This is a genomic window from Rhizobium sp. 01N48 (assembly GCF_056399145.1).
This window is the reverse complement of record NZ_JBFTQT010000009.1, coordinates 92,412-110,199: the sequence shown is the minus strand read 5'-3', so window position 1 is coordinate 110,199 and position 17,788 is coordinate 92,412. Positions and strand designations below refer to the sequence as shown.

Genomic DNA, 17,788 nt, shown 5'->3' with positions numbered 1-17,788 from the left:
CTAGCAGATTTCGAAGCCTATGCGCAGAGCGCCAGTTCGGGCCGCTTAAGGCTTTGGTTGGACTGCTCGCAACGCTCAAGCGGCAGGTCCGCCAACTCCGTCAGCGACATCCGCGCAAGATCGGGATGGGAGAGCGGATCGCCTGCCGGGTCCGCCCTATAAGACGGTTCGACGGTCTCTTCGTTCAAGAAAAACTTTAGCCATTGCATCGGATGCCTCGCTTTCTCGGTCCCTGCCTGCGGTGGGTGGCCGCTTGGCAGACGGAAGATGCATGCGTGATGCTAGGCAATATCCTCCCGCAGCGGGGATGGATTCAATTGAGAATAACGGAATTCTGATATAGAAAATCTATATGAGAAACCTGAACTCGGTACATCTGAACGGCTTGCGCGCGCTTGAAGCGGTCGGACGGCTGGGCTCGCTGCAGGCGGCGGCCGAGGAGCTTGGCGTGTCGATCGGCGCGGTCAGCCAGCAGGTGATCAAGGCTGAAGCGCAGCTTGATCGAACGATCTTCGAGCGCACGCCAAAAGGCATGTTGGCGACCGAAGCGGGCGCTCCGCTGCTGGCAGCGCTGAATGAAGGCTTCGCGCATCTGTCGCGGGCAGTCGCGCTTGCGCAGCGCCGCGATGACAGCATCCTGACGATCTCGGTGGCGCCGGTCTTCGCCGCGCGCTGGCTGGTCTATCGCCTCGATCGCTTCGCCGAACACCACCCCGACATCAATCTGCGGATGGATGCGACCATGAAGCTGGTCGATCCGGCGCTCTGCGATGTCGATATCGGCATCCGCGTCGGCGATGGGCGCTGGCCTGATGTGAAGGCGGAACTGTTGTTGGAGCAGGAGGTGTTCCCGGTCTGCACGCTCGCTATGGCCGAGAGCCTGCGCGAACCCGCCGACCTCCTGGCGCTGCCTGCGATCATCGACGGTCGCGCGATGTTCGGCTGGGACGTCTGGATGCGCGCGGCGGGGCTTGAGGGGGCGGCGCTCGAAACCCGCCACGTCTTCAACGACGCCTCGCTCTGCCTTGACGCCGCCATCGCCGGGCAGGGGGTGATGCTCGCCTGGCAGACGCTGGCCGGCTATGCGCTGCAGCAGGGCCAGCTGGTCGCGCCCTTCGGCATTCGCGCCAAAACCGGCTTCGGCCACTATTTCGTGACCGCGCACAGGGTGCGCGAACCGAAGAAGGTCAGGGACTTCAAGGCCTGGATCCGCGCCGAGATGGCCGAGACCTTGAAGCTCTTTATCTGATCACACCGTCTCTTTGGACCGTGCCGCCTGCATGGCGATATAGGCCGGGCGGGCCTGGCAGCGCTTGATCCAGGCATCGACCTTGGGGTGCGCGTCGAACAGTGCCTGCTCCGATTGAGCATAGCGCAGCACTTCGGCAAGGTTGAGATCGGCGGCGGTGAAGCGGTTGCCGACGAGATAGTCGGTCGCACCAAGATGCTTCTCGAGCACCGCCAACGGCCGCTTCAGCGAGCGGCTGGCCACTGCGATGGTCGCACGGCCCTCGTCGGTGTCTTCCTTCTCGTTGTCGTAGGTCATCACCAGCTTGATCGTGTGGATCTCGACCTCGGTCGCCGCCCACATCGTCCACATGGTCAGAAGGCCGTCTTCCTCCACGCTCTCGCCGGCGAGCGAGCCGCCGTGCTTGCGGGCGAGATAGAGCGTGATCGCCAGCGATTCGTGCATCACGAGATCGCCGTCCTTGATGGCCGGGATCATGGCCATCGGATTGATGGCGACAAAATCCGGCGACAGCGTATTGACCGGCGCATCGGATGCCAGCGGGTTGTCGAGGCGCCGTGCCTGCAGCACGGGGACGGATTTGAACTCCAGTCCGAGCTCTTCCGCCATCCAGTAGACGCGCGAGGCGCGCGAGCGATAAACGCCGTAGATTGTCAGCATGATGATGTGCCCCTCTTAAAATCTGCCGCGAGCCTAGAGGGTAGGGCGATCAAGCGGAAGCTTTCAGGGCTGATGGGTCAATCAAAGCTTTTGATGGTGACTTAAGGCTCGTCGCATGTCGGTGCCGCAAAACCGCTGCACACTTTTGCGCGACATGCTTCACGACACGCGATTGCGCTCGACCGTCAGATGCGCGTAGCCGCCGGCGCCATCCGCCAGTTCTCCCGACACCTTCTTGTCCCATTCGAACCCGACCACCGCGCCCTCGGCCATATCCTGAAACACGTTGTCTGTAATGACGGCCGTTCCAGCCCCATCGACGACCGAGACCGCGCAGCCGACCGGCGCCTTGCGCACCACATTGCCCGTGACCACGAGATCGCGCATGTAGGGGCCCCAGCCGAGCTGCATGCCCCATCTTGGCGCACCCTCGATGATGTTGTTCGAAACCAGCGTATCGGCCTCGGCGGCAATGCCGATGCCGAAGCTCACATCCGGCTTGTAGGGGCCGTCGAGCTTCAGATTGCGCACGACATTCCCCGTAACGCTGGCAAGCCTGCCGCCCTTGTCGAAATTGGCGATCGAGATGCCGTTGGCGGCTCCGTCGATCATGTTGTTTGCGACCACGGCCCCCTCGAACTCGAATTCGACATAGATCGCCGTCTCGCCCGAGCGCCGGCACTGGTTGCCTGATATCTGCACGTCGGAGGCCGAGTTGGCGCGGATCGCGGTGAAGGCGCAGTCGGAGATGTGGTTGTTGGCGACCATGACATTGTCGGCGCGAAACAGGTTGATGCCGTTGCCGTTCTGCCCGGTCCCTCTATCGGTGGCACCGATCCTGTAGATCCGGTTGCCGCTGACGATGCTGTCATCGGCCGCCTTCTTCCAGCGATGGATCAGGATGCCGCCATTGCCGCAATCGAACACCTCGTTATTGGTCACCGATAGCCCCGAGGATTCCACCGCGTAGAGCCCTGATTGCGCGGCCCCCGATATGCGGCTGCGCTCGATCCGCCCGCCGCAGCGCTCCAGCTGCAGCCCATGCTTGCGGCTTCCCGAGATCTCGCAATTGTCGATCACGACGTCGTCGACGCCGGTGAATTGCACCAACGCGGATGCATTATCGCCAAGCCATCGGTTCTGCCCGTCGATCACGATATTGGAGAGCTCGATGCGCTTGACGTTCTCGGCGGTAAACAGCCGTCCGTCGCCGGTATAGACGATCCGCGATGCGCCCGGCACGCCGGTGATGCGCGTATTGTCGGGCAAGGTCAGGTTCGACACCTTGTAGACACCCGGCGGCAGGAACACCGGAACATTCTCCGCCGAGGCATCGTCGATCATCTTCTGCAGGCTGCTGCTCTTGCGATCGCCGGGATCGGGCGCGGCCTTGTATTTCACCGCGTCGATCGACCCGCGCAGATCCGGCTGTCGGCTCGCCGCGAAGGCGGGAGGCGCGAGCATGGCGACCGTGGAGCAGGCGGCAAGACGCAAGAGGTTGCGGCGGGACGCATGGGGGAGGGACGACAGAAGAGGCGATTTGTTCATGAGCTTCTACATGCAGGAACTGTGCCGCGATCTCTGTTCCGTTTCGGGACAGTCGACGCACGGCGGTTACGCTTTGTTAGCATGTTGGCGCCGCGTTGCTCCCGGCTCGCTGGAAGGCCATCGCGATACGAGACATCGGGCACGGCCTTCAACGCGGCATGTCGAATGCTGCCCTCTGGTTCTTCCGCCATTTGCCGCTATCTCTATGGCAATGAGATTTGACGCGCTGCTTTATCCCGCGCCCGAGGGGCTCTACTGCCCGCTGGGCCGATTTTATGTCGATCCGGTCAGGCCCGTGGAGCGCGCGCTGATCACGCATGGCCATTCCGATCACGCCCGCTCCGGCCACGGCCATGTGCTCGCCACCCGCCAGACGCTCGACATCATGCGCATCCGCTACGGCGAGGATTTTTGCGGCTCGGAGCAGGCCGCCGCCTTCGGCGAGGAGATATCGGTCAACGGCGTCAAGGTGAGCTTCCACCCCGCCGGCCATGTGCTCGGCTCCGCCCAGATCGCCATCGAAAAGGACGCGACGCGCATCGTCGTCTCGGGCGATTACAAGCGCCGCCCCGACCCGACCTGCGCGCCCTATGAACCTGTTGCCTGCGACGTCTTCATCACCGAGGCGACCTTCGGCCTGCCTGTCTTCCACCACCCGGATCCCGCGGGCGAAATGGCCAAGCTCTATGCGTCGCTGCGCCAGTTTCCCGAGCGCACCCACATGATCGGCGCCTATGCGCTCGGCAAGGCGCAGCGCGTCATCCGGCTCCTGCGCGACACCGGCTACGACCAGCCCATCTACATCCACGGCGCCATGGAGCGGCTCTGCGACTACTATGTCAGCCAAGGCATCGACCTCGGCGAACTGCGCCCGGCAACCGTCGAGGGACGCGACAAGTCGGCCTTCAAGGGCGCCGTCGTCGTCGGCCCTTCGTCGGCCTTCGCCGACCGCTGGGCCCGCCGCTTCAACGACCCGCTGCCTGCCTTCGCCTCCGGCTGGATGATGGTGCGCCAGCGCGCCAAGCAGGGCGGCGTCGAACTGCCGCTCGTGATCTCCGACCATTGCGACTGGCCGGAGCTGACGGATACGATTTCCGAGCTTCATCCGGCCGAGGTCTGGGTGACGCATGGCCGCGAGGAGGCGCTGGTGCGCTGGTGCGAATTGCAGGGCATCAAGGCCAAGCCGCTGCATCTGGTGGGGTATGAGGATGAGGCGGAGTGATGATGATGCGTGATCACGAAAACCCCTCCCCAACCCCTCCCCACAAGGGGGAGGGGCTTAGGGGCGGCAATGCCGGCGCACATCGCAACCTCGCAACTTGCGGAGCGGTTACCGCTCTTCCCGAGAGGCTTCCCCAGGCTAGCCCCTCCCCCTTGTGGGGAGGGGTTGGGGAGGGGTCTTCATCGCCGACCCGTGCCGCTTGCTCCCCCTTCGCCCCAGCGGGGAGAAGATGCCCGTCAGGGCAGATGAGGGGGGTGAGACGCGCAAGCGTCGAACAACAGCCCCACCCAAGACATAACCGTCCTGCCACGCCACCCCCTCATCCGACCCTTCGGGCCACCTTCTCCCCGCTGGGGCGAAGGGAAGAGCGGGGCAGCCACCCATGAAAGCCTTCGCCGACCTCCTCGACCGCCTGGTCCTGACACCATCCCGCAACGGCAAGCTCAAGCTGCTGACGGACTACTTCCGCGACACGCCCGACCCCGACCGCGGCTACGGCCTCGCGGCCATCGCCGGCACGCTCGATGTCCGCAACGTCAAGCCCGCCATGCTGCGCGAACTCGCGCTGGAGCGCATCGACGACGTGCTCTTCCGCTACTCCTACGATTACGTCGGCGATCTGGCGGAGACCATCTCGCTCGTCTGGGACAAAGAGCGCGACATAGAGCGCTCGGCGCTGGCGCAACCGAGGCTCGGCGAGGTGGTGGCTGAGATGAACTCGCTCGGCCGCACCGAGGTGCGCGGCTATGTCCGCGACCTGCTCGACCTGCTCGACGCCTCCGGCCGCTTCGCCTTCATCAAGCTCGCGACCGGCGCGCTGCGCATCGGCGTCTCGGCACGCCTCGCCAAGCAGGCGCTGTCCGATCTCGGTGAACCCGATGTGACCGAGATCGAAACCTTGTGGCACGGCCTGCAGCCGCCCTATGAGAGCCTGTTTGCCTGGCTGGAGGGCAAGGGTGGCAAGCCGGTGCTGGCGACGCCGGCGATCTTTCATTCGGTGATGCTGGCGAACCCGGTGGAAGAGGGCGATCTCACGCAGCTCGACCCGGTCGACTACGCCGCCGAGTGGAAATGGGACGGCATTCGCGTGCAGCTGTCGCGCGCCGGCGAGACCCGCAAGATCTACTCCCGCTCCGGTGACGACATCTCCGCCGCCTTTCCCGATATCGTCCAATCCATCAGCTTCGACGGCGTCATCGATGGCGAGCTTCTGGTCGGCGGTACCGCCCGCTCCAACAGCCCGACCCGCACCTTCTCCGACCTGCAGCAGCGCCTCAACCGCAAGACCGTGACGCAGAAGATGCAGGACGATTACCCCGCCTTCATAAGGGCTTACGACCTGTTGTTCGACGGCGAGGAGGATGTCCGCGCCAAAACCTATCTCGAACGCCGCGCTCGCTTGAGCGAAATCGTCGAACAAGCCCCGCACGAACGCTTCGACCTCTCCGCGCTGGTAGATTTCTCCTCATGGGAAGAACTCGACGACCTGCGCTCGACCCCGCCCGATCCTGTCATCGAAGGCGTGATGATCAAGCGCCGCGACAGCGTCTATCAGGCTGGACGGCTGAAGGGGCCGTGGTTCAAGTGGAAGCGCAACCCCTATAATGTCGACGCCGTTCTGATGTACGCGCAGCGCGGCCATGGAAAGCGCTCGAGCTACTATTCCGATTTCACCTTCGGCGTCTGGGCTGAAACGCCCGATGGCGAGCAGCTGGTGCCCGTCGGCAAGGCCTATTTCGGCTTTACCGACGCCGAGCTGGAAATCCTCGACAAGTTCGTGCGCAACAACACCACCGAACGCTTCGGCCCGGTGCGCGCCGTGCGCGCCGATAAGGATTTCGGCTTCGTGGTGGAAGTCGCTTTCGAAGGCATCAACCGCTCCAACCGCCACAAATCAGGCGTCGCCATGCGCTTCCCCCGCATCTCGCGCCTGCGGCAAGACAAGCCGTCCTACGAGGCCGACAGGCTGACGACGCTGGTGGCGATGATTGATGCGAAGGCGGGGTAGGGGCGGTCCTCAAGTCACCGTTTTCTCGATGATCTCTCGCCCATCTCGCATTTTCCTGATGCAAAATACATCCGACTGTGCATCCTCAACTGAATGTGTCTTGGCGTTGAAGCGTCGAGGGTGCAAGCATCTATCATGCCGGGGAAGACGGAAGAGTGATATGACATCAGACAACGACCAATCCTTTTCGCGCCAGCGCCGCCTGCTGCTGACCGGGCTCGCCGGCGCCCTCGTTCTTCCGGCTCTTCCAGGTGTCGCCAATGCCTTCGACGTTCCGCCCGAGCCGCGCCTGATCACCCGTGATTACGCCAAGGTGCGCAAGCGCTTCCGCACGCGGCTGCTCGAAAAGGGCCCGGCGCCCGACAAGTACGAGCCGCTCGATGCGCCTGCCAATGCCGAGAAGATCTTCTATCGCTCCGGCTATGGTGGCGAGCTGGAGCTGGTCGCCTGGGTGTCGAAGTACAAGCGCGAGCGCAAGGCCAAGCCCGGCATTCTCTTCCTGCATGGCGGCAATGCCATGGGCGTCGGCCACTGGAACCTGATGGGACCTTATATCGATGCCGGCTTTGTGGTGCTGATGCCGTCGGTGCGCGGCGAAAACGGCCAGGCGGGCAATTTCTCCGGCTTCTATGACGAGGTGGACGACGTGCTGTCTGCCGCTGATCGCCTTGCGCATCTGCCGGGTGTCGATGCGAACCGGCTGTTCATCGCCGGCCACAGCATCGGCGGCACGCTGACCATGCTCGCTTCTATGTCGACCCACAAGTTCCGCGCGGCAGCCCCGATCTCCGGCAATCCCGACGCCTTCCGCTTCTTCAATCGCTATCCGCAGGATATCCGCTTCGACGACGACAACACGCACGAGTTCGAGGTGCGCACGGCGCTGTGCTACGCCCAGAGCTTCAAGTGCCCGGTGCGCGTTGTCCACGGCACCGACGAATCGCATTTCAACGACCGCGCCGGCCTGCTCGCCAGCCGCGCGCGATCCGGCGGCGTTCGTATCGAGACGGATACGGCCAAGGGCGGCCACACCTCAGCCTTGCCCGAGGAGATCGAGCAGAGCATCCGCTTCTTCCACGGCGTGGCGGCTTAATCAGTCGCGTTAGGGCGCTGGCTGGCCGTCTTCGCCAGCTTCGCGCCAGCCGCGCATGCCATCCTCGCGACAGCTATAAATGTCGCTGATATCGATGAGGGTGGTTTCATGAAGGGTCTAAGCCGGTTGTCGGCCATGTCGGGGCTTGTGTTGGCGGCCCTGTCGCTTGGCGGCTGCAACATTCTCGTGCCCGATACCGGCGCCACCGATCCGGCCCGTTTCGTGCAGGAAACCTATCCTGTGTTCTACAAGCCGCCGGGCATCGATCCCGATCGCGTCCGGCCGATCAATGCGCCGATCCCGCAACGCCCCGGCGTCCCGGCGACGATCTACAACCAGACTTACGGCATCCCGGGCGCCACCCAGATGCGCACCTACGGCATGCCGTTGATCAATCCCGTCAGCGCCGCGATGTATGGCGAGGTGAGGGACAACGACTTCACGCTGCCTGCCATTCCCGTCAGCCGCGTCGATCCGGAATATATGCGGCAGGAGGTCGATTACCCCTCGACCGAAAAGCCGGGCACCATCGTCGTCAACACCAAGACCAAGCACCTCTATTTCATCGAGCCCAATGGCAAGGCCATGCGCTATGGCGTCGGTCTCGGCCGCGAAGGTTATGCCTGGTCGGGCCGTGGTGTCATCCAGTGGAAGCAGAAGTGGCCGCGCTGGACGCCGCCCGATGAGATGGTCAAGCGCCAGCCCGATGTCCGCTCGTTTTCGGCGGCAAACGGCGGCATGAACCCCGGCCTTGGAAATCCGCTCGGCGCGCGCGCCATGTATATCTTCAAGAACGGCGAGGATACGCTCTACCGAATCCACGGAACGCCCGATTGGGAGTCGATCGGCAAGTCCACCTCGTCGGGCTGCGTGCGCATGATGAACCAGGACGTCATCGATCTCTACGACCGTGTTTCCGCCAAGTCCGAGATCGTGGTGATGTAGCCGCGCAACAGGCGACGTGAGAACGTCGCCGCAAGCGGGCACACGTCTTCGTGAGGTTCTGGTTTATTTAGCATAACGGGATAGTTTCCTTGAATTGTGACTAGCGTTGAACAACCCTCCAGGAAACGACGTTCGCCGTTTCCGCGCTTAAGGAAAATTGACCCTCGTTATGAGCTTTGACAAATCCATATCCCGCCGCAACTTTCTATCGCTTTCAGCGGTAACTGCGGCATCGGCGCTGGCAGGGTGTGCCTCCACTTCGGGCACGAGCCCGTCGTACGGCCAGCCAATGGCATTCCCGAATCCGATCCGTGCCTTCCAGACGACGCCGGCGCCCACCGATGCCGAGCTCGCTGTCATGTACGGCCCGGTCGAGGATGGCGGCTTCCTCATTCCGCCGGTTCCCTACCAGCAGATCGATCCCCGCTACTATCGCCAGCAGGTCATCGATCCGACCGGCGAGCGCCCCGGCACCATCGTTGTCGATACCCCCTCGCGCTTCCTCTATCTCGTCCAGCCGGGCGGGACAGCAATGCGCTACGGCGTCGGCATCGGCCGCGAAGGCTTCGCCTGGCAGGGCGATGGCGTCATCCAGTGGCGTCAGAAGTGGCCGCGCTGGAAGCCACCGAATGAGATGGTCGCCCGTCAGCCGGAACTCGTGAAGTATTCGATCGAGAACGGCGGCATGGAGCCGGGCCTGAAGAACCCGCTCGGCGCCCGCGCGCTCTACATCTTCTCGGGCGGCCAGGACACGCTCTACCGCCTGCACGGCAATCCGGACTGGCGCTCGATCGGCAAAGCCGTATCGTCGGGCTGCGTGCGCCTGCTCAACCAGGACATCATCGACCTCTACGACCGCGTGCCGAACAAGGCGCCCATCGTCGTCAAGCAGTAAGTCACTGTCTTCGTCTCTCCCCGATCAGGGGAGAGACTTTTTGCGCTGGCCCCAAGGCTCCTTGGCTGTGCGCCCCAAGCGCTCCTCATCCCCAGAATGCCGATTTCGCCGCTTCCGTCATCGCTTCCGAGCGTGACACGCCGATATCCTTGAGTTCGTCATCGCTGAGTTCGCTGAGCGCCGCCCTGCCGCGTCGCTTACGGCAGCGTGTCTCGATGCTTTCGATAAGGTTTCGCGCGATCTCAGCAAGCGTTGCCAGTAGTGCCGGCACACGCGGCGGGCTTGCTCTTTCGTCCGATGTGTCGGTCGCCATCTCTTCTGTCTCCGTATTGGCCTGTTCCGACAATGCGCTGGATATATCCTGCAATGAAGCTTATGCGTCTTATGCAAACCATAAGAGAAACTTCGCATGGCATTCGGTTTCGATCAGCTGCAGACCTTCATTCATGTCGCCGAACTCGGAAGCTTCACGGCGGCCGCCGACAAGGCGGGCGTCACCCAGCCGGCGGTCAGCCTGCAGATCAAGCTCCTGGAACAGCGCCTCGGCGTCCGCCTGATCGAGCGCGTCGGGCGCCGCGCGCAGCCGACGGCGGCCGGTCTCGAATTTCTTGACCATGCGCGGCGGATCATGCGGGAACTCGCCGATGCCGAGGAAGCGATGACGCCGCACAGGAATGGCGAGAGTGGCCGCGTGCGCATCGGCAGCGGCGCCACCGCTTCCATCCACCTGCTGCCGCTGGCAATCTCGCGCGCCAGGAAGAAGATGCCCGGCCGCTCCTTCGAGGTCGAGGCATTCTATGACGACGAGCTGATGGTGGTTGCGCCGCGCGGCTCGGTCATCCCGCATGGCGGTCCGGACGCGGCCTTCGTCAACACCAAGCCGCTGCTGCTCTATGACGGCGGCAACACGAGGCGGACCATCGATGAATGGATGGGGCAGGCCGGTCTGGTCGCCCGCCCTGTCATGGAGTTCGGCAGCGTCGAGGCCATCAAGGAACTGGTGGCGGCAGGCCTCGGCTGGTCGATCCTGCCCGGCCTGGCGCTGAAGCGCGACCGCGCCGGCTTCCTCGAAACCGCACCCGTCAGCCCGCCGCTGGTGCGCAAGCTCGGAATGGTCGTGCGCCGCGACAAGCATCTGAGCCGGGGCCTGCGGGAAATGATGAAGTCACTGCGCGAGGCTGGGTCGTGAGACGCAGGTCGGTCTCATGATTTGTGAAAGCGTCAGGTCTTGTCGGCGCGAACGACGAGAAAGGGTGGTCTGCGCCGCTGGTCCGCAAGGCGCGGCCATCGATCGATATCGGCTTGATCAGGCATGGGCTCCAGCAGGCGGGTAATCGAGAATCCGCTGTCCAGCAATCCGTTGATATAGCTCGCCACCGTTCGGTGTTCTCGCGGAACGGTCAGCTCAAGCCAACGCGCGTCCCGATGACCCTCTTCACCGTAGCGGTCGACCGGCCATGCCTGCCTGACACCGTCGTCACCGGTTATCCATTCTCGAGTATGACAGGTGACGATTGGGTGTTCGACTGAGAAGATCAGGCAACCCTTGGGCTTCAGCGCTCGATAGATGACATCGACTAGCCGCTCGAAATTTCCAACGTAGTGCAATGCCAAGCTGCTCAGAATGACGTCGAATCCAAGCTCCGGAAGTTGCAGATCCTCAAGCGATTGCTGTTTGAATGCCAACTGCATGAGAGCGGCGCCGTGTTGTCGTGCCTGTTCCAGCATGCGCTGTGAGGAATCGATGCCGAGCACACTTACCGCGCCGAGTGTCGCCAGCTTTCGGCCCATGGCGCCTGCGCCACATCCGAGGTCTGCCACATCCGCTCCGGCGACATCTGGAAGAAGGGACAGAACCGCGGGTTCCTCAACGACTTCATTCAATCTGCCGGCACGCTGGCGCATTGCTTCATAGGCGGAGAAAAGTGCCGGATCATCATACAGTCCAGGCTGGCCACCGTTTGACATGCGCCCTCCTTGCGGGTGTTGGTGATGACCACCCTATCGTCTTACGGGTACTCGCATCGCCCGGCGTCGGCAAGCCTCTATGCCGTCGGCTCCGCGATCCCGTGGATCTGGCGGATCTCGGCGGCGACGAGCTCCTGCAGGCGCCAGAGGTTTCGGTCGTGGATGCCGAAATTCTCCAGATGCGTGACGGTGTTGTAGAGATATTCGGCGCAGGAGCCGACATAGCCGCAGGCGCGCGCCAGCGTGGCCGCCACCAGGGGCAGGGGCTGCTTGCGGTAGATGCGGTTGCCTGTTGGCCCGATCCAGAAACCCAGCGCCCGGGCCCGGCCTTCCGGCGTCTTCACCGGCAGCCACCTTATCGTGTCGATGTGCTCGCGGTCGCTGATCTCGCGGCGCAGCAGCCGAGAGATCTGCGCGGCCCGGTCTTCCTTGGGCAGCTGGTACATCATGCCGTCGCACTGCCCGCCGCGATCGAGCGCCATCATCAGGCCGGCCTGCTCGGGCGAGCCGCGCCAGCTCTTGATCTCCAGACAGAATGAGCGATGCCAGCCGAGAGCTGTCGCGCGGCTCTGGTCGACGAACTCGAATTCCGGTTTCCAGATCAGCGATCCGTAGGCGAAGACCCAGAGCGGCTCGTCGCCGCTCTCTTCCGTCAGCCGCTCGGTGAGCGAGGCGAAATCGTCGTCCGTCAGCGTCGTGCGGCGCGGATCCGGGCCGGGATCGACTTCTTCGCGATAGCAGAGTTGGACAAGATCGGGTGTGAGGCACATGGTGCGTGGTTTGGGCATGACATCTCGCAATTCCTCCCGACTGAACTGCGCGAACAGGCGTCGCGGCTATAAAATTCGCAAACTAACCGTCGGAGTCAACCCGTCTGTCGGTTCGGGTGAGGGGATCGGAGGCGTCAGCGCGTCTCGGTCAGATTGCCGCGCAGGCCCTGCAGCTTCTCGCGAATGTCGGCCATCTCTTCGAGCGTGCAGCCGATCGCCTGGCCGATCTCGCCCATGATGTCGTCCACCTGCGATCGCATCGCGTCGCCCTTAGATGTCAGCGTCACGATCACCTGCCGCTCGTCCTTGGGGTCGCGGGTGCGCACGATGAGCCCGCTCTGCTCGAGTCGCTTCAAAAGCGGAGACAGCGTGCCCGAATCGAGATTGAGCTGCTCGCCGATCGTCTTCACCGGCAGCGCCGATTTCTCCCACAAAACGAGCATGACGAGATATTGCGGATAGGTGAGGCCCACTCTGTCGAGGATCGGCTTGTAGGCGCGCGTGAAGGCATGCGCCGTCGAATAGACCGCGAAACAGAGCTGTCGCTCCAGCCGCTTTTCCTCTTCCGGAATTTTCATCGTCTTTGTCGCCGTTTGGGCCATATGCGCTTTGGTCATCGTCTTTCCCCGATACCGCATTGTCGTCTTTTCGGATTTCGAATGCAATTTGCAAAATTCACTTGCGTACAATTTAATTGCGCAATATACAAAATCCAACCCCAACGAAGGAGACTCACATGCCGATCCTCTACACAACCAAAGCTTCCGCCACCGGTGGCCGCGCAGGCCGCGCCGTTTCCGAAAACGGCGTTCTCGATGTTACGCTGACGGTTCCGAAGGAACTTGGCGGCGACGGCGCCACCGGCACCAATCCGGAACAGCTCTTCGCGGCCGGCTACTCGGCCTGCTTCCTCGGTGCCCTGAAATTTGTCGCGGGCCAGCAGAAGGTCAAGATTCCAGAAGACACGACCGTATCGGCCACCGTCGGCATCGGCCCGCGTGAAGATGGCGGCGGCTTCGGCATCGAAGTGGCGCTGACGGTCAACATTCCGGGCCTCGACAAGCCGACGGCCGAAAAGCTGGCCGCTGCCGCCCACATCGTCTGCCCCTACAGCCACGCCATGCGMACCTCCACGGAAGTGCCGGTGACCGTCGCCTGATCAGGCCGGACCCGATACCGATTGCCAAAGGCGTCGTGCTCTTCGGAGTGCGGCGCTTTTTTTGCTGTTTACGGGCGCGATTCAGCGTGGCTGGATTTTGAACATGTTCTAATATTCTGTTAAAGAATGCTCACTATCTCATCATACCAGTTGACGAGTGGTGGCTAATTTGACAGAAATATGTTGCTCGCTAGGGGAGGAGGCATGTCCGTTGGGGCTCGTGCAAGAAGGCGCATTCGGTAACGGGGCGCGATAAACTGCACAGGTGACGGACATAGGAGACCGACTTTCGCGGTAGGGCTAGAGATCAACATCCAGCATTCCCGACACAGCGGGGCTGCATAGCGCAAGTCGCACTCGTAGGCTCGATGGGCCGCAGCGGTCTTGTCGGGAGGACTATGTGAACGCGACGTTTAAACTATCAGACCAGGAACAGCAGGTCGAAAAATCGGCGATTCGCAAGATCTCCATTCGCCTGGTGCCCTTCATCGCATTGATGTTCTTCATCAACTTCCTCGATCGTACGGCAATCTCCTTTGCCGGCCCGAACGGGATGACGCAGGACCTCGGCATGACCGCGGCCCAGTTCGGCTTTGCCGCCGGCATCTTCTTCGTTGGCTACATCATTCTGGAAATCCCCAGCAACCTGGCGCTCCACAAATATGGCGCCCGCCGCTGGCTCGCCCGTATCATGGTGACCTGGGGCGTCGTTGCGATGCTCTTCACCTGGGTCAGCAGCGTTACCGGCCTCTATTCGCTGCGCTTCCTGCTCGGCGTTGCCGAGGCAGGCTTCTTCCCCGGCGCCATCCTCTATCTCAGCACCTGGGTTCCCGGCCGCCATCGCGCCAAGATCCTGGCGCTCTTCTATCTGGCCCAGCCGCTGACCACAGTTATCGGTGCGCCGATCGCTTCGCTGCTCATCCAGGCACACGGCCTGTTCGGCTACGAAGGCTGGCGCATCATGTTCTTCGGCGTCGCCGTTCCTGCGATCATCGTCGGCATCATCACCTGGTTCTACCTGCCCGACACCCCGACCGCCGCCAAGTGGCTGACCTCGGACGAGCGTGACTGGCTGAACCGCGAACTCGCCAAGGAAGAAGCAGGCAAGCTCTCCGGCCACGGCTCGATGACCCTGCAGGCTCTCAAGGACAAGCGCGTCTGGCTGCTTTCGGTCATCTACTTCGGCCTGATCTACGGCCTTTATGCACTGGCCTTCTTCCTGCCGACCATCATCGCAGGCTTCGAGACCAAGTTCGGCACCAAGTTCAACGTCTTCGACAAGGGTCTGATCACGGCGATCCCGTATCTGCCGGCCGCCGTCGCGCTGTTCTTCTGGAGCCGCGATGCGTCCAAGCGTGGCGTCCGCGCCTGGCACGTCGGCATCCCGGCTCTGGTCGGCGCGATCAGCATCCCGCTCGCGCTGCTGATGTCGTCCCCTGAGGCAACCGTCATCGCCATCACGCTGACCGCTTGCGCGATCTTCTCGGCGCTGCCGAACTTCTGGTCCTTCCCCTCGCGCTTCCTCACGGGTGCAGCCGCTGCCGCAGGCATCGCGCTCATCAACACCGTCGGCAACATCGCGGGCTTCGCGGCACCCTACATCACCGGTGCCGTCAAGGATGCCACGGGTCTCTACGAGATGCCGATGTTCATCGTCGGCGCCCTGATGCTGATCTCGGCCCTTCTGGCCTTCTCGATCGGCAAGACCATCAAGGACCCCTCGGCGAAGTAAGCCTAGCCGTCAAAACCATTGGCAACCCGGTCCGCACTCGCAGGCCGGGTTGTTTTCTTTTCGGGCGGAATTCCCGCCAATCATCTTTCCATTAGAAATAAAGTCGCTATATTGTTTCCAGGGAAAGGACTCCACCATGGCCATCGCCCATTCGCTACAAGGCACGCATCCCCAGGAAGCCGTCGTCATCACCAAGGCCGCCGTTGCCGCCGCCGAGCGCCTCGGCATCAGCGCCCGCACGCTGTCATCAGTGCTTGGCCTGTCGGAAGCCACCGTTTCGCGCATGAAGCGGCAGGACTACCTGCTTGAGCGCGGCTCGAAATCCTTTGAACTCGCCATCCTGCTCGTACGCCTGTTCCGCTCGCTCGATGCCATCGTCGGCGGTGACGAGGCGGTTGCGCGCTCATGGCTGCGCAACGCCAACACCGCGCTCGGCGCCACGCCGCTCGAAAAGATCGTCAGCATATCAGGATTGACCGATGTCCTCGCCTACCTGGACGCCCGCCGCGCTATCGTCTGAAGCGCGACCCGTCGCCAGCCGTTTCTGGCGATTGGTGGAGGCGCAGCATCAGATCTCGACCTTGAAGATCGTCGACACGCTGGAAGAGCAGGCCCTGCTCGAAACGCTGCTGGAAGAAAGCAAGCCGGTCCTGCCGCCGGAATGCAAGGGCCTCGACTATCTCCTGGCGACACCCTTCCGTTATGGCGCCATCTATCCCCACGGCTCGCGCTTCCGCCGGGCAGGGCGCACGCTCGGCGTCTACTACGCATCGGAAGCAGTCGAGACCGCGATATCGGAGATGGCCTTCTACCGGCTGCTGTTCTTCGTCGATTCCCCCGATACGCCGCTTCCCGCCAACGCCGCCGAATACACCGCCTTTGCCGCGGCCATCGAGACACCGCGCGCGATCGACCTCACCACGCCGCCGCTCGACCGCGACCATGCGATATGGAGCAATCCTGTAAGCTACGAGCCCTGCCAGGCGCTGGCCGATGCCGCCCGTGAGGCCGATTGTCAGGCGATCCTCTACGCATCGGTGCGCGATCCCGGCCATCGCCGCAACATCGCGCTGCTCACCGCCTCGGCCTTCGCCGCGCGCGATCCCGTCGAGCGCCAGACATGGCGCCTGCGCCTTTCCGCAACCGGCGTCCAGGCGCTCTGCGAATTTCCGAAGGCAAGAATTGGCTTTACCCGCGCCGATTTCGGCGGTGACCCGCGCATCGCGGCGCGGAGCTAGGCCAGCGCCTGAAGATCCTGCCGCAGTCGCTCGGCATTGCCCTCGGGCAACGTCTGTTCCAGCGCCGCATGCGTGCTTTCCCAGATCGGCAGCGCGGCGGCCAGCACGCGCATACCCTCGGGCGTCAGCCGCAGCAGCCGTCCACGCTTGTCCCTCGGGTTCGGAAAGACCTCGACCCAGCCGCGCCGCTGTAGCGGCTTCAGCGCCGCCGTCAGCGTCGTCTGGTCCATGGCGAGCAGCTTGGCGACTGGCCCCATGGGCGGCGGCTCCGGCCGGTTCAGCGACATCATCAGCGAGAATTGCCCATTGGTCAGCCCCGCCGGCCTCAGCGCATCGTCGAACAGCCGCGCCAAGGCCCTGGCGGCCCGTTGCGCATGCAGGCACAGGCACGTGTCGCGCACCAGAAGCGTCGTCGCGAAAGGAATCTCGGTAGCGTTTGACATGTCTAATTTCTATTGATATCAATATATGTAGTCAAGAAGAACGAAAATGGACCGTCTCGGTCGCGCCGGAGGAGGGCGCACACGATGCAGAACCAAGTCGTTTCCCGCGAAGAATGGCTCGAAGCCCGCCGCGCGCTGCTTCTCAAGGAGAAGGAAGCCACGCATCTGAGGGACAAGGTCAATGCCGAGCGCATGGCGCTTCCCTGGGTCAAGGTCGAGAAGGACTATGCCTTCGACACGCCCGATGGCAAGAGATCGCTCAGCGAGCTCTTCGATGGCCGCAGCCAGCTGATCATCTACCATTTCATGCTCGGTCCCGATTGGGAAGCCGGATGCCCCGGCTGCTCGTTCCTGTCCGACCATGTCGATGGCGCGCTGCCGCATCTGAACAACCACGATGTCAGCTGGGTCGCCGTTTCCCGCGCCCCCGTCGCCAAGATCGAAGCCTACAAGACCAGGATGGGCTGGAAGTTCCCCTGGGTATCCTCGGCATCGAGCGACTTCAACTTCGACTATCACGTGTCGTTCAGCCCGGAAGATCTCGGCAAGGACAAGGTATTCTACAACTTTACTTCGATCCCGCCGGAAGACGCCAATGACGAACTGCCGGGATTGAGCGCCTTCTACAGAAATGAGAAGGGCGAGATCTTCCACACCTACTCCAGCTATGCCCGCGGCCCGGAAGAGCTGATCGGCACTCTGATGATCCTCGACCGGGCGCCGAAGGGCCGCAACGAGGATTCGACGATGAACTTCGTCAAGCGCCACGACGAGTATGCTGAGGCGCCCAAGACGTCATCCTGCTGCCACTGACGCCTGAGATCATCAGTACCCGAGATCATGGGCGCCTGAGATCAT

The 17,788-nt window shown here is 62.8% G+C and carries 19 protein-coding genes; 12 read left to right on the top strand and 7 right to left on the bottom strand.

The genetic code is table 11. The features are described from left to right. The first annotated feature begins 352 nt into the window (after positions 1-352). Positions 353-1,249 (top strand): LysR substrate-binding domain-containing protein, encoded by an 897-nt coding sequence (locus tag AC1DOG_RS17825; protein ID WP_477929870.1) that lies wholly within the window; start codon positions 353-355, stop codon positions 1,247-1,249. Here AC1DOG_RS17825 and AC1DOG_RS17820 read toward each other — a convergent pair whose 3' ends face one another. Together AC1DOG_RS17820 and AC1DOG_RS17815 are read right to left on the bottom strand one after the other, a co-directional pair. After that, positions 1,250-1,909, bottom strand: coding sequence for a glutathione S-transferase family protein (locus AC1DOG_RS17820; protein WP_477929868.1), 660 nt, complete (start codon positions 1,907-1,909; stop codon positions 1,250-1,252). 159 nt (positions 1,910-2,068) lie between these two features. Continuing rightward, positions 2,069-3,457 (bottom strand): TIGR03808 family TAT-translocated repetitive protein, encoded by a 1,389-nt coding sequence (locus AC1DOG_RS17815; protein ID WP_477929866.1) that lies wholly within the window; start codon positions 3,455-3,457, stop codon positions 2,069-2,071. Positions 3,458-3,668: 211 nt separating this feature from the next. On the opposite strand from AC1DOG_RS17815, the gene AC1DOG_RS17810 reads away from it, so the two are divergent. The 5 genes from AC1DOG_RS17810 (at position 3,669) to AC1DOG_RS17790 (ending at position 9,620) form a co-directional block, all read left to right on the top strand. Then, positions 3,669-4,679, top strand: coding sequence for a ligase-associated DNA damage response exonuclease (locus tag AC1DOG_RS17810; RefSeq protein WP_477930057.1), 1,011 nt, complete (start codon positions 3,669-3,671; stop codon positions 4,677-4,679). A gap of 382 nt (positions 4,680-5,061) precedes the next feature. Further along, the gene (locus tag AC1DOG_RS17805; protein WP_477929864.1) at positions 5,062-6,687 is read left to right on the top strand and encodes a cisplatin damage response ATP-dependent DNA ligase; all 1,626 of its coding nucleotides are present in this window, start codon (positions 5,062-5,064) and stop codon (positions 6,685-6,687) included. 160 nt (positions 6,688-6,847) lie between these two features. Next, the gene (locus tag AC1DOG_RS17800; protein ID WP_477929862.1) at positions 6,848-7,780 is read left to right on the top strand and encodes an alpha/beta hydrolase family protein; all 933 of its coding nucleotides are present in this window, start codon (positions 6,848-6,850) and stop codon (positions 7,778-7,780) included. 108 nt (positions 7,781-7,888) lie between these two features. After that, a complete protein-coding gene (locus tag AC1DOG_RS17795; RefSeq protein ID WP_047507767.1) occupies positions 7,889-8,725 on the top strand; it encodes a L,D-transpeptidase in 837 nt (278 codons plus the stop codon). A gap of 169 nt (positions 8,726-8,894) precedes the next feature. Continuing rightward, a complete protein-coding gene (locus AC1DOG_RS17790) occupies positions 8,895-9,620 on the top strand; it encodes a L,D-transpeptidase (protein ID WP_047507765.1) in 726 nt (241 codons plus the stop codon). Positions 9,621-9,705: 85 nt separating this feature from the next. On the opposite strand, the gene AC1DOG_RS17785 is transcribed toward AC1DOG_RS17790, so the two are convergent. Further along, positions 9,706-9,933: a DUF1127 domain-containing protein gene (locus tag AC1DOG_RS17785; protein ID WP_477929859.1), complete on the bottom strand. Its 228-nt coding sequence runs from the start codon at positions 9,931-9,933 to the stop codon at positions 9,706-9,708. A 96-nt stretch (positions 9,934-10,029) separates the two neighbouring features. On the opposite strand from AC1DOG_RS17785, the gene AC1DOG_RS17780 reads away from it, so the two are divergent. Then, positions 10,030-10,809 carry a LysR family transcriptional regulator gene (locus tag AC1DOG_RS17780; protein ID WP_477929857.1) on the top strand — a complete coding sequence of 260 codons (780 nt, stop codon included), beginning with the start codon at positions 10,030-10,032 and terminating at the stop codon, positions 10,807-10,809. 32 nt (positions 10,810-10,841) lie between these two features. On the opposite strand, the gene AC1DOG_RS17775 is transcribed toward AC1DOG_RS17780, so the two are convergent. The 3 genes from AC1DOG_RS17775 to AC1DOG_RS17765 all read right to left on the bottom strand — a co-directional run bounded on the left by AC1DOG_RS17775 (position 10,842) and on the right by AC1DOG_RS17765 (position 12,975). Beyond that, complete coding sequence (locus AC1DOG_RS17775; RefSeq protein WP_477929855.1) at positions 10,842-11,588, bottom strand: class I SAM-dependent DNA methyltransferase; 747 nt, start codon at positions 11,586-11,588, stop codon at positions 10,842-10,844. Between the two features lie 77 nt (positions 11,589-11,665). Next, positions 11,666-12,376, bottom strand: coding sequence for a gamma-glutamylcyclotransferase (locus tag AC1DOG_RS17770; protein WP_477929853.1), 711 nt, complete (start codon positions 12,374-12,376; stop codon positions 11,666-11,668). A gap of 116 nt (positions 12,377-12,492) precedes the next feature. Then, positions 12,493-12,975, bottom strand: coding sequence for a MarR family winged helix-turn-helix transcriptional regulator (locus tag AC1DOG_RS17765; protein ID WP_477929851.1), 483 nt, complete (start codon positions 12,973-12,975; stop codon positions 12,493-12,495). A 119-nt stretch (positions 12,976-13,094) separates the two neighbouring features. Here AC1DOG_RS17765 and AC1DOG_RS17760 point away from each other — a divergent pair, with 119 nt between their 5' ends. The 4 genes from AC1DOG_RS17760 to AC1DOG_RS17745 all read left to right on the top strand — a co-directional run bounded on the left by AC1DOG_RS17760 (position 13,095) and on the right by AC1DOG_RS17745 (position 16,487). Further along, positions 13,095-13,517 (top strand): organic hydroperoxide resistance protein, encoded by a 423-nt coding sequence (locus AC1DOG_RS17760; protein ID WP_018898985.1) that lies wholly within the window; start codon positions 13,095-13,097, stop codon positions 13,515-13,517. 400 nt (positions 13,518-13,917) lie between these two features. Then, positions 13,918-15,249, top strand: a complete 1,332-nt coding sequence (locus tag AC1DOG_RS17755; RefSeq protein ID WP_477929849.1) for an MFS transporter — start codon at positions 13,918-13,920, stop codon at positions 15,247-15,249. Between the two features lie 136 nt (positions 15,250-15,385). Further along, positions 15,386-15,769, top strand: coding sequence for an antitoxin Xre/MbcA/ParS toxin-binding domain-containing protein (locus AC1DOG_RS17750; RefSeq protein WP_477929847.1), 384 nt, complete (start codon positions 15,386-15,388; stop codon positions 15,767-15,769). Continuing rightward, on the top strand, positions 15,729-16,487 hold the full coding sequence (locus tag AC1DOG_RS17745) for an RES family NAD+ phosphorylase (RefSeq protein WP_477929845.1): 759 nt from the start codon (positions 15,729-15,731) through the stop codon (positions 16,485-16,487). The genes AC1DOG_RS17750 and AC1DOG_RS17745 overlap by 41 nt, the downstream gene beginning before the upstream one ends. On the opposite strand, the gene AC1DOG_RS17740 is transcribed toward AC1DOG_RS17745, so the two are convergent. Beyond that, entirely contained in the window at positions 16,484-16,930 is a 447-nt protein-coding gene (locus AC1DOG_RS17740; protein ID WP_477929843.1) for a MarR family winged helix-turn-helix transcriptional regulator, read from the bottom strand. The two genes, AC1DOG_RS17745 and AC1DOG_RS17740, sit on opposite strands and share 4 nt — an antisense overlap. A gap of 84 nt (positions 16,931-17,014) precedes the next feature. Between AC1DOG_RS17740 and AC1DOG_RS17735 the strand changes: the two genes are divergently transcribed. Next, entirely contained in the window at positions 17,015-17,743 is a 729-nt protein-coding gene (locus AC1DOG_RS17735; RefSeq protein WP_477929841.1) for a DUF899 domain-containing protein, read from the top strand. The last annotated feature ends 45 nt before the right edge of the window (positions 17,744-17,788 follow it).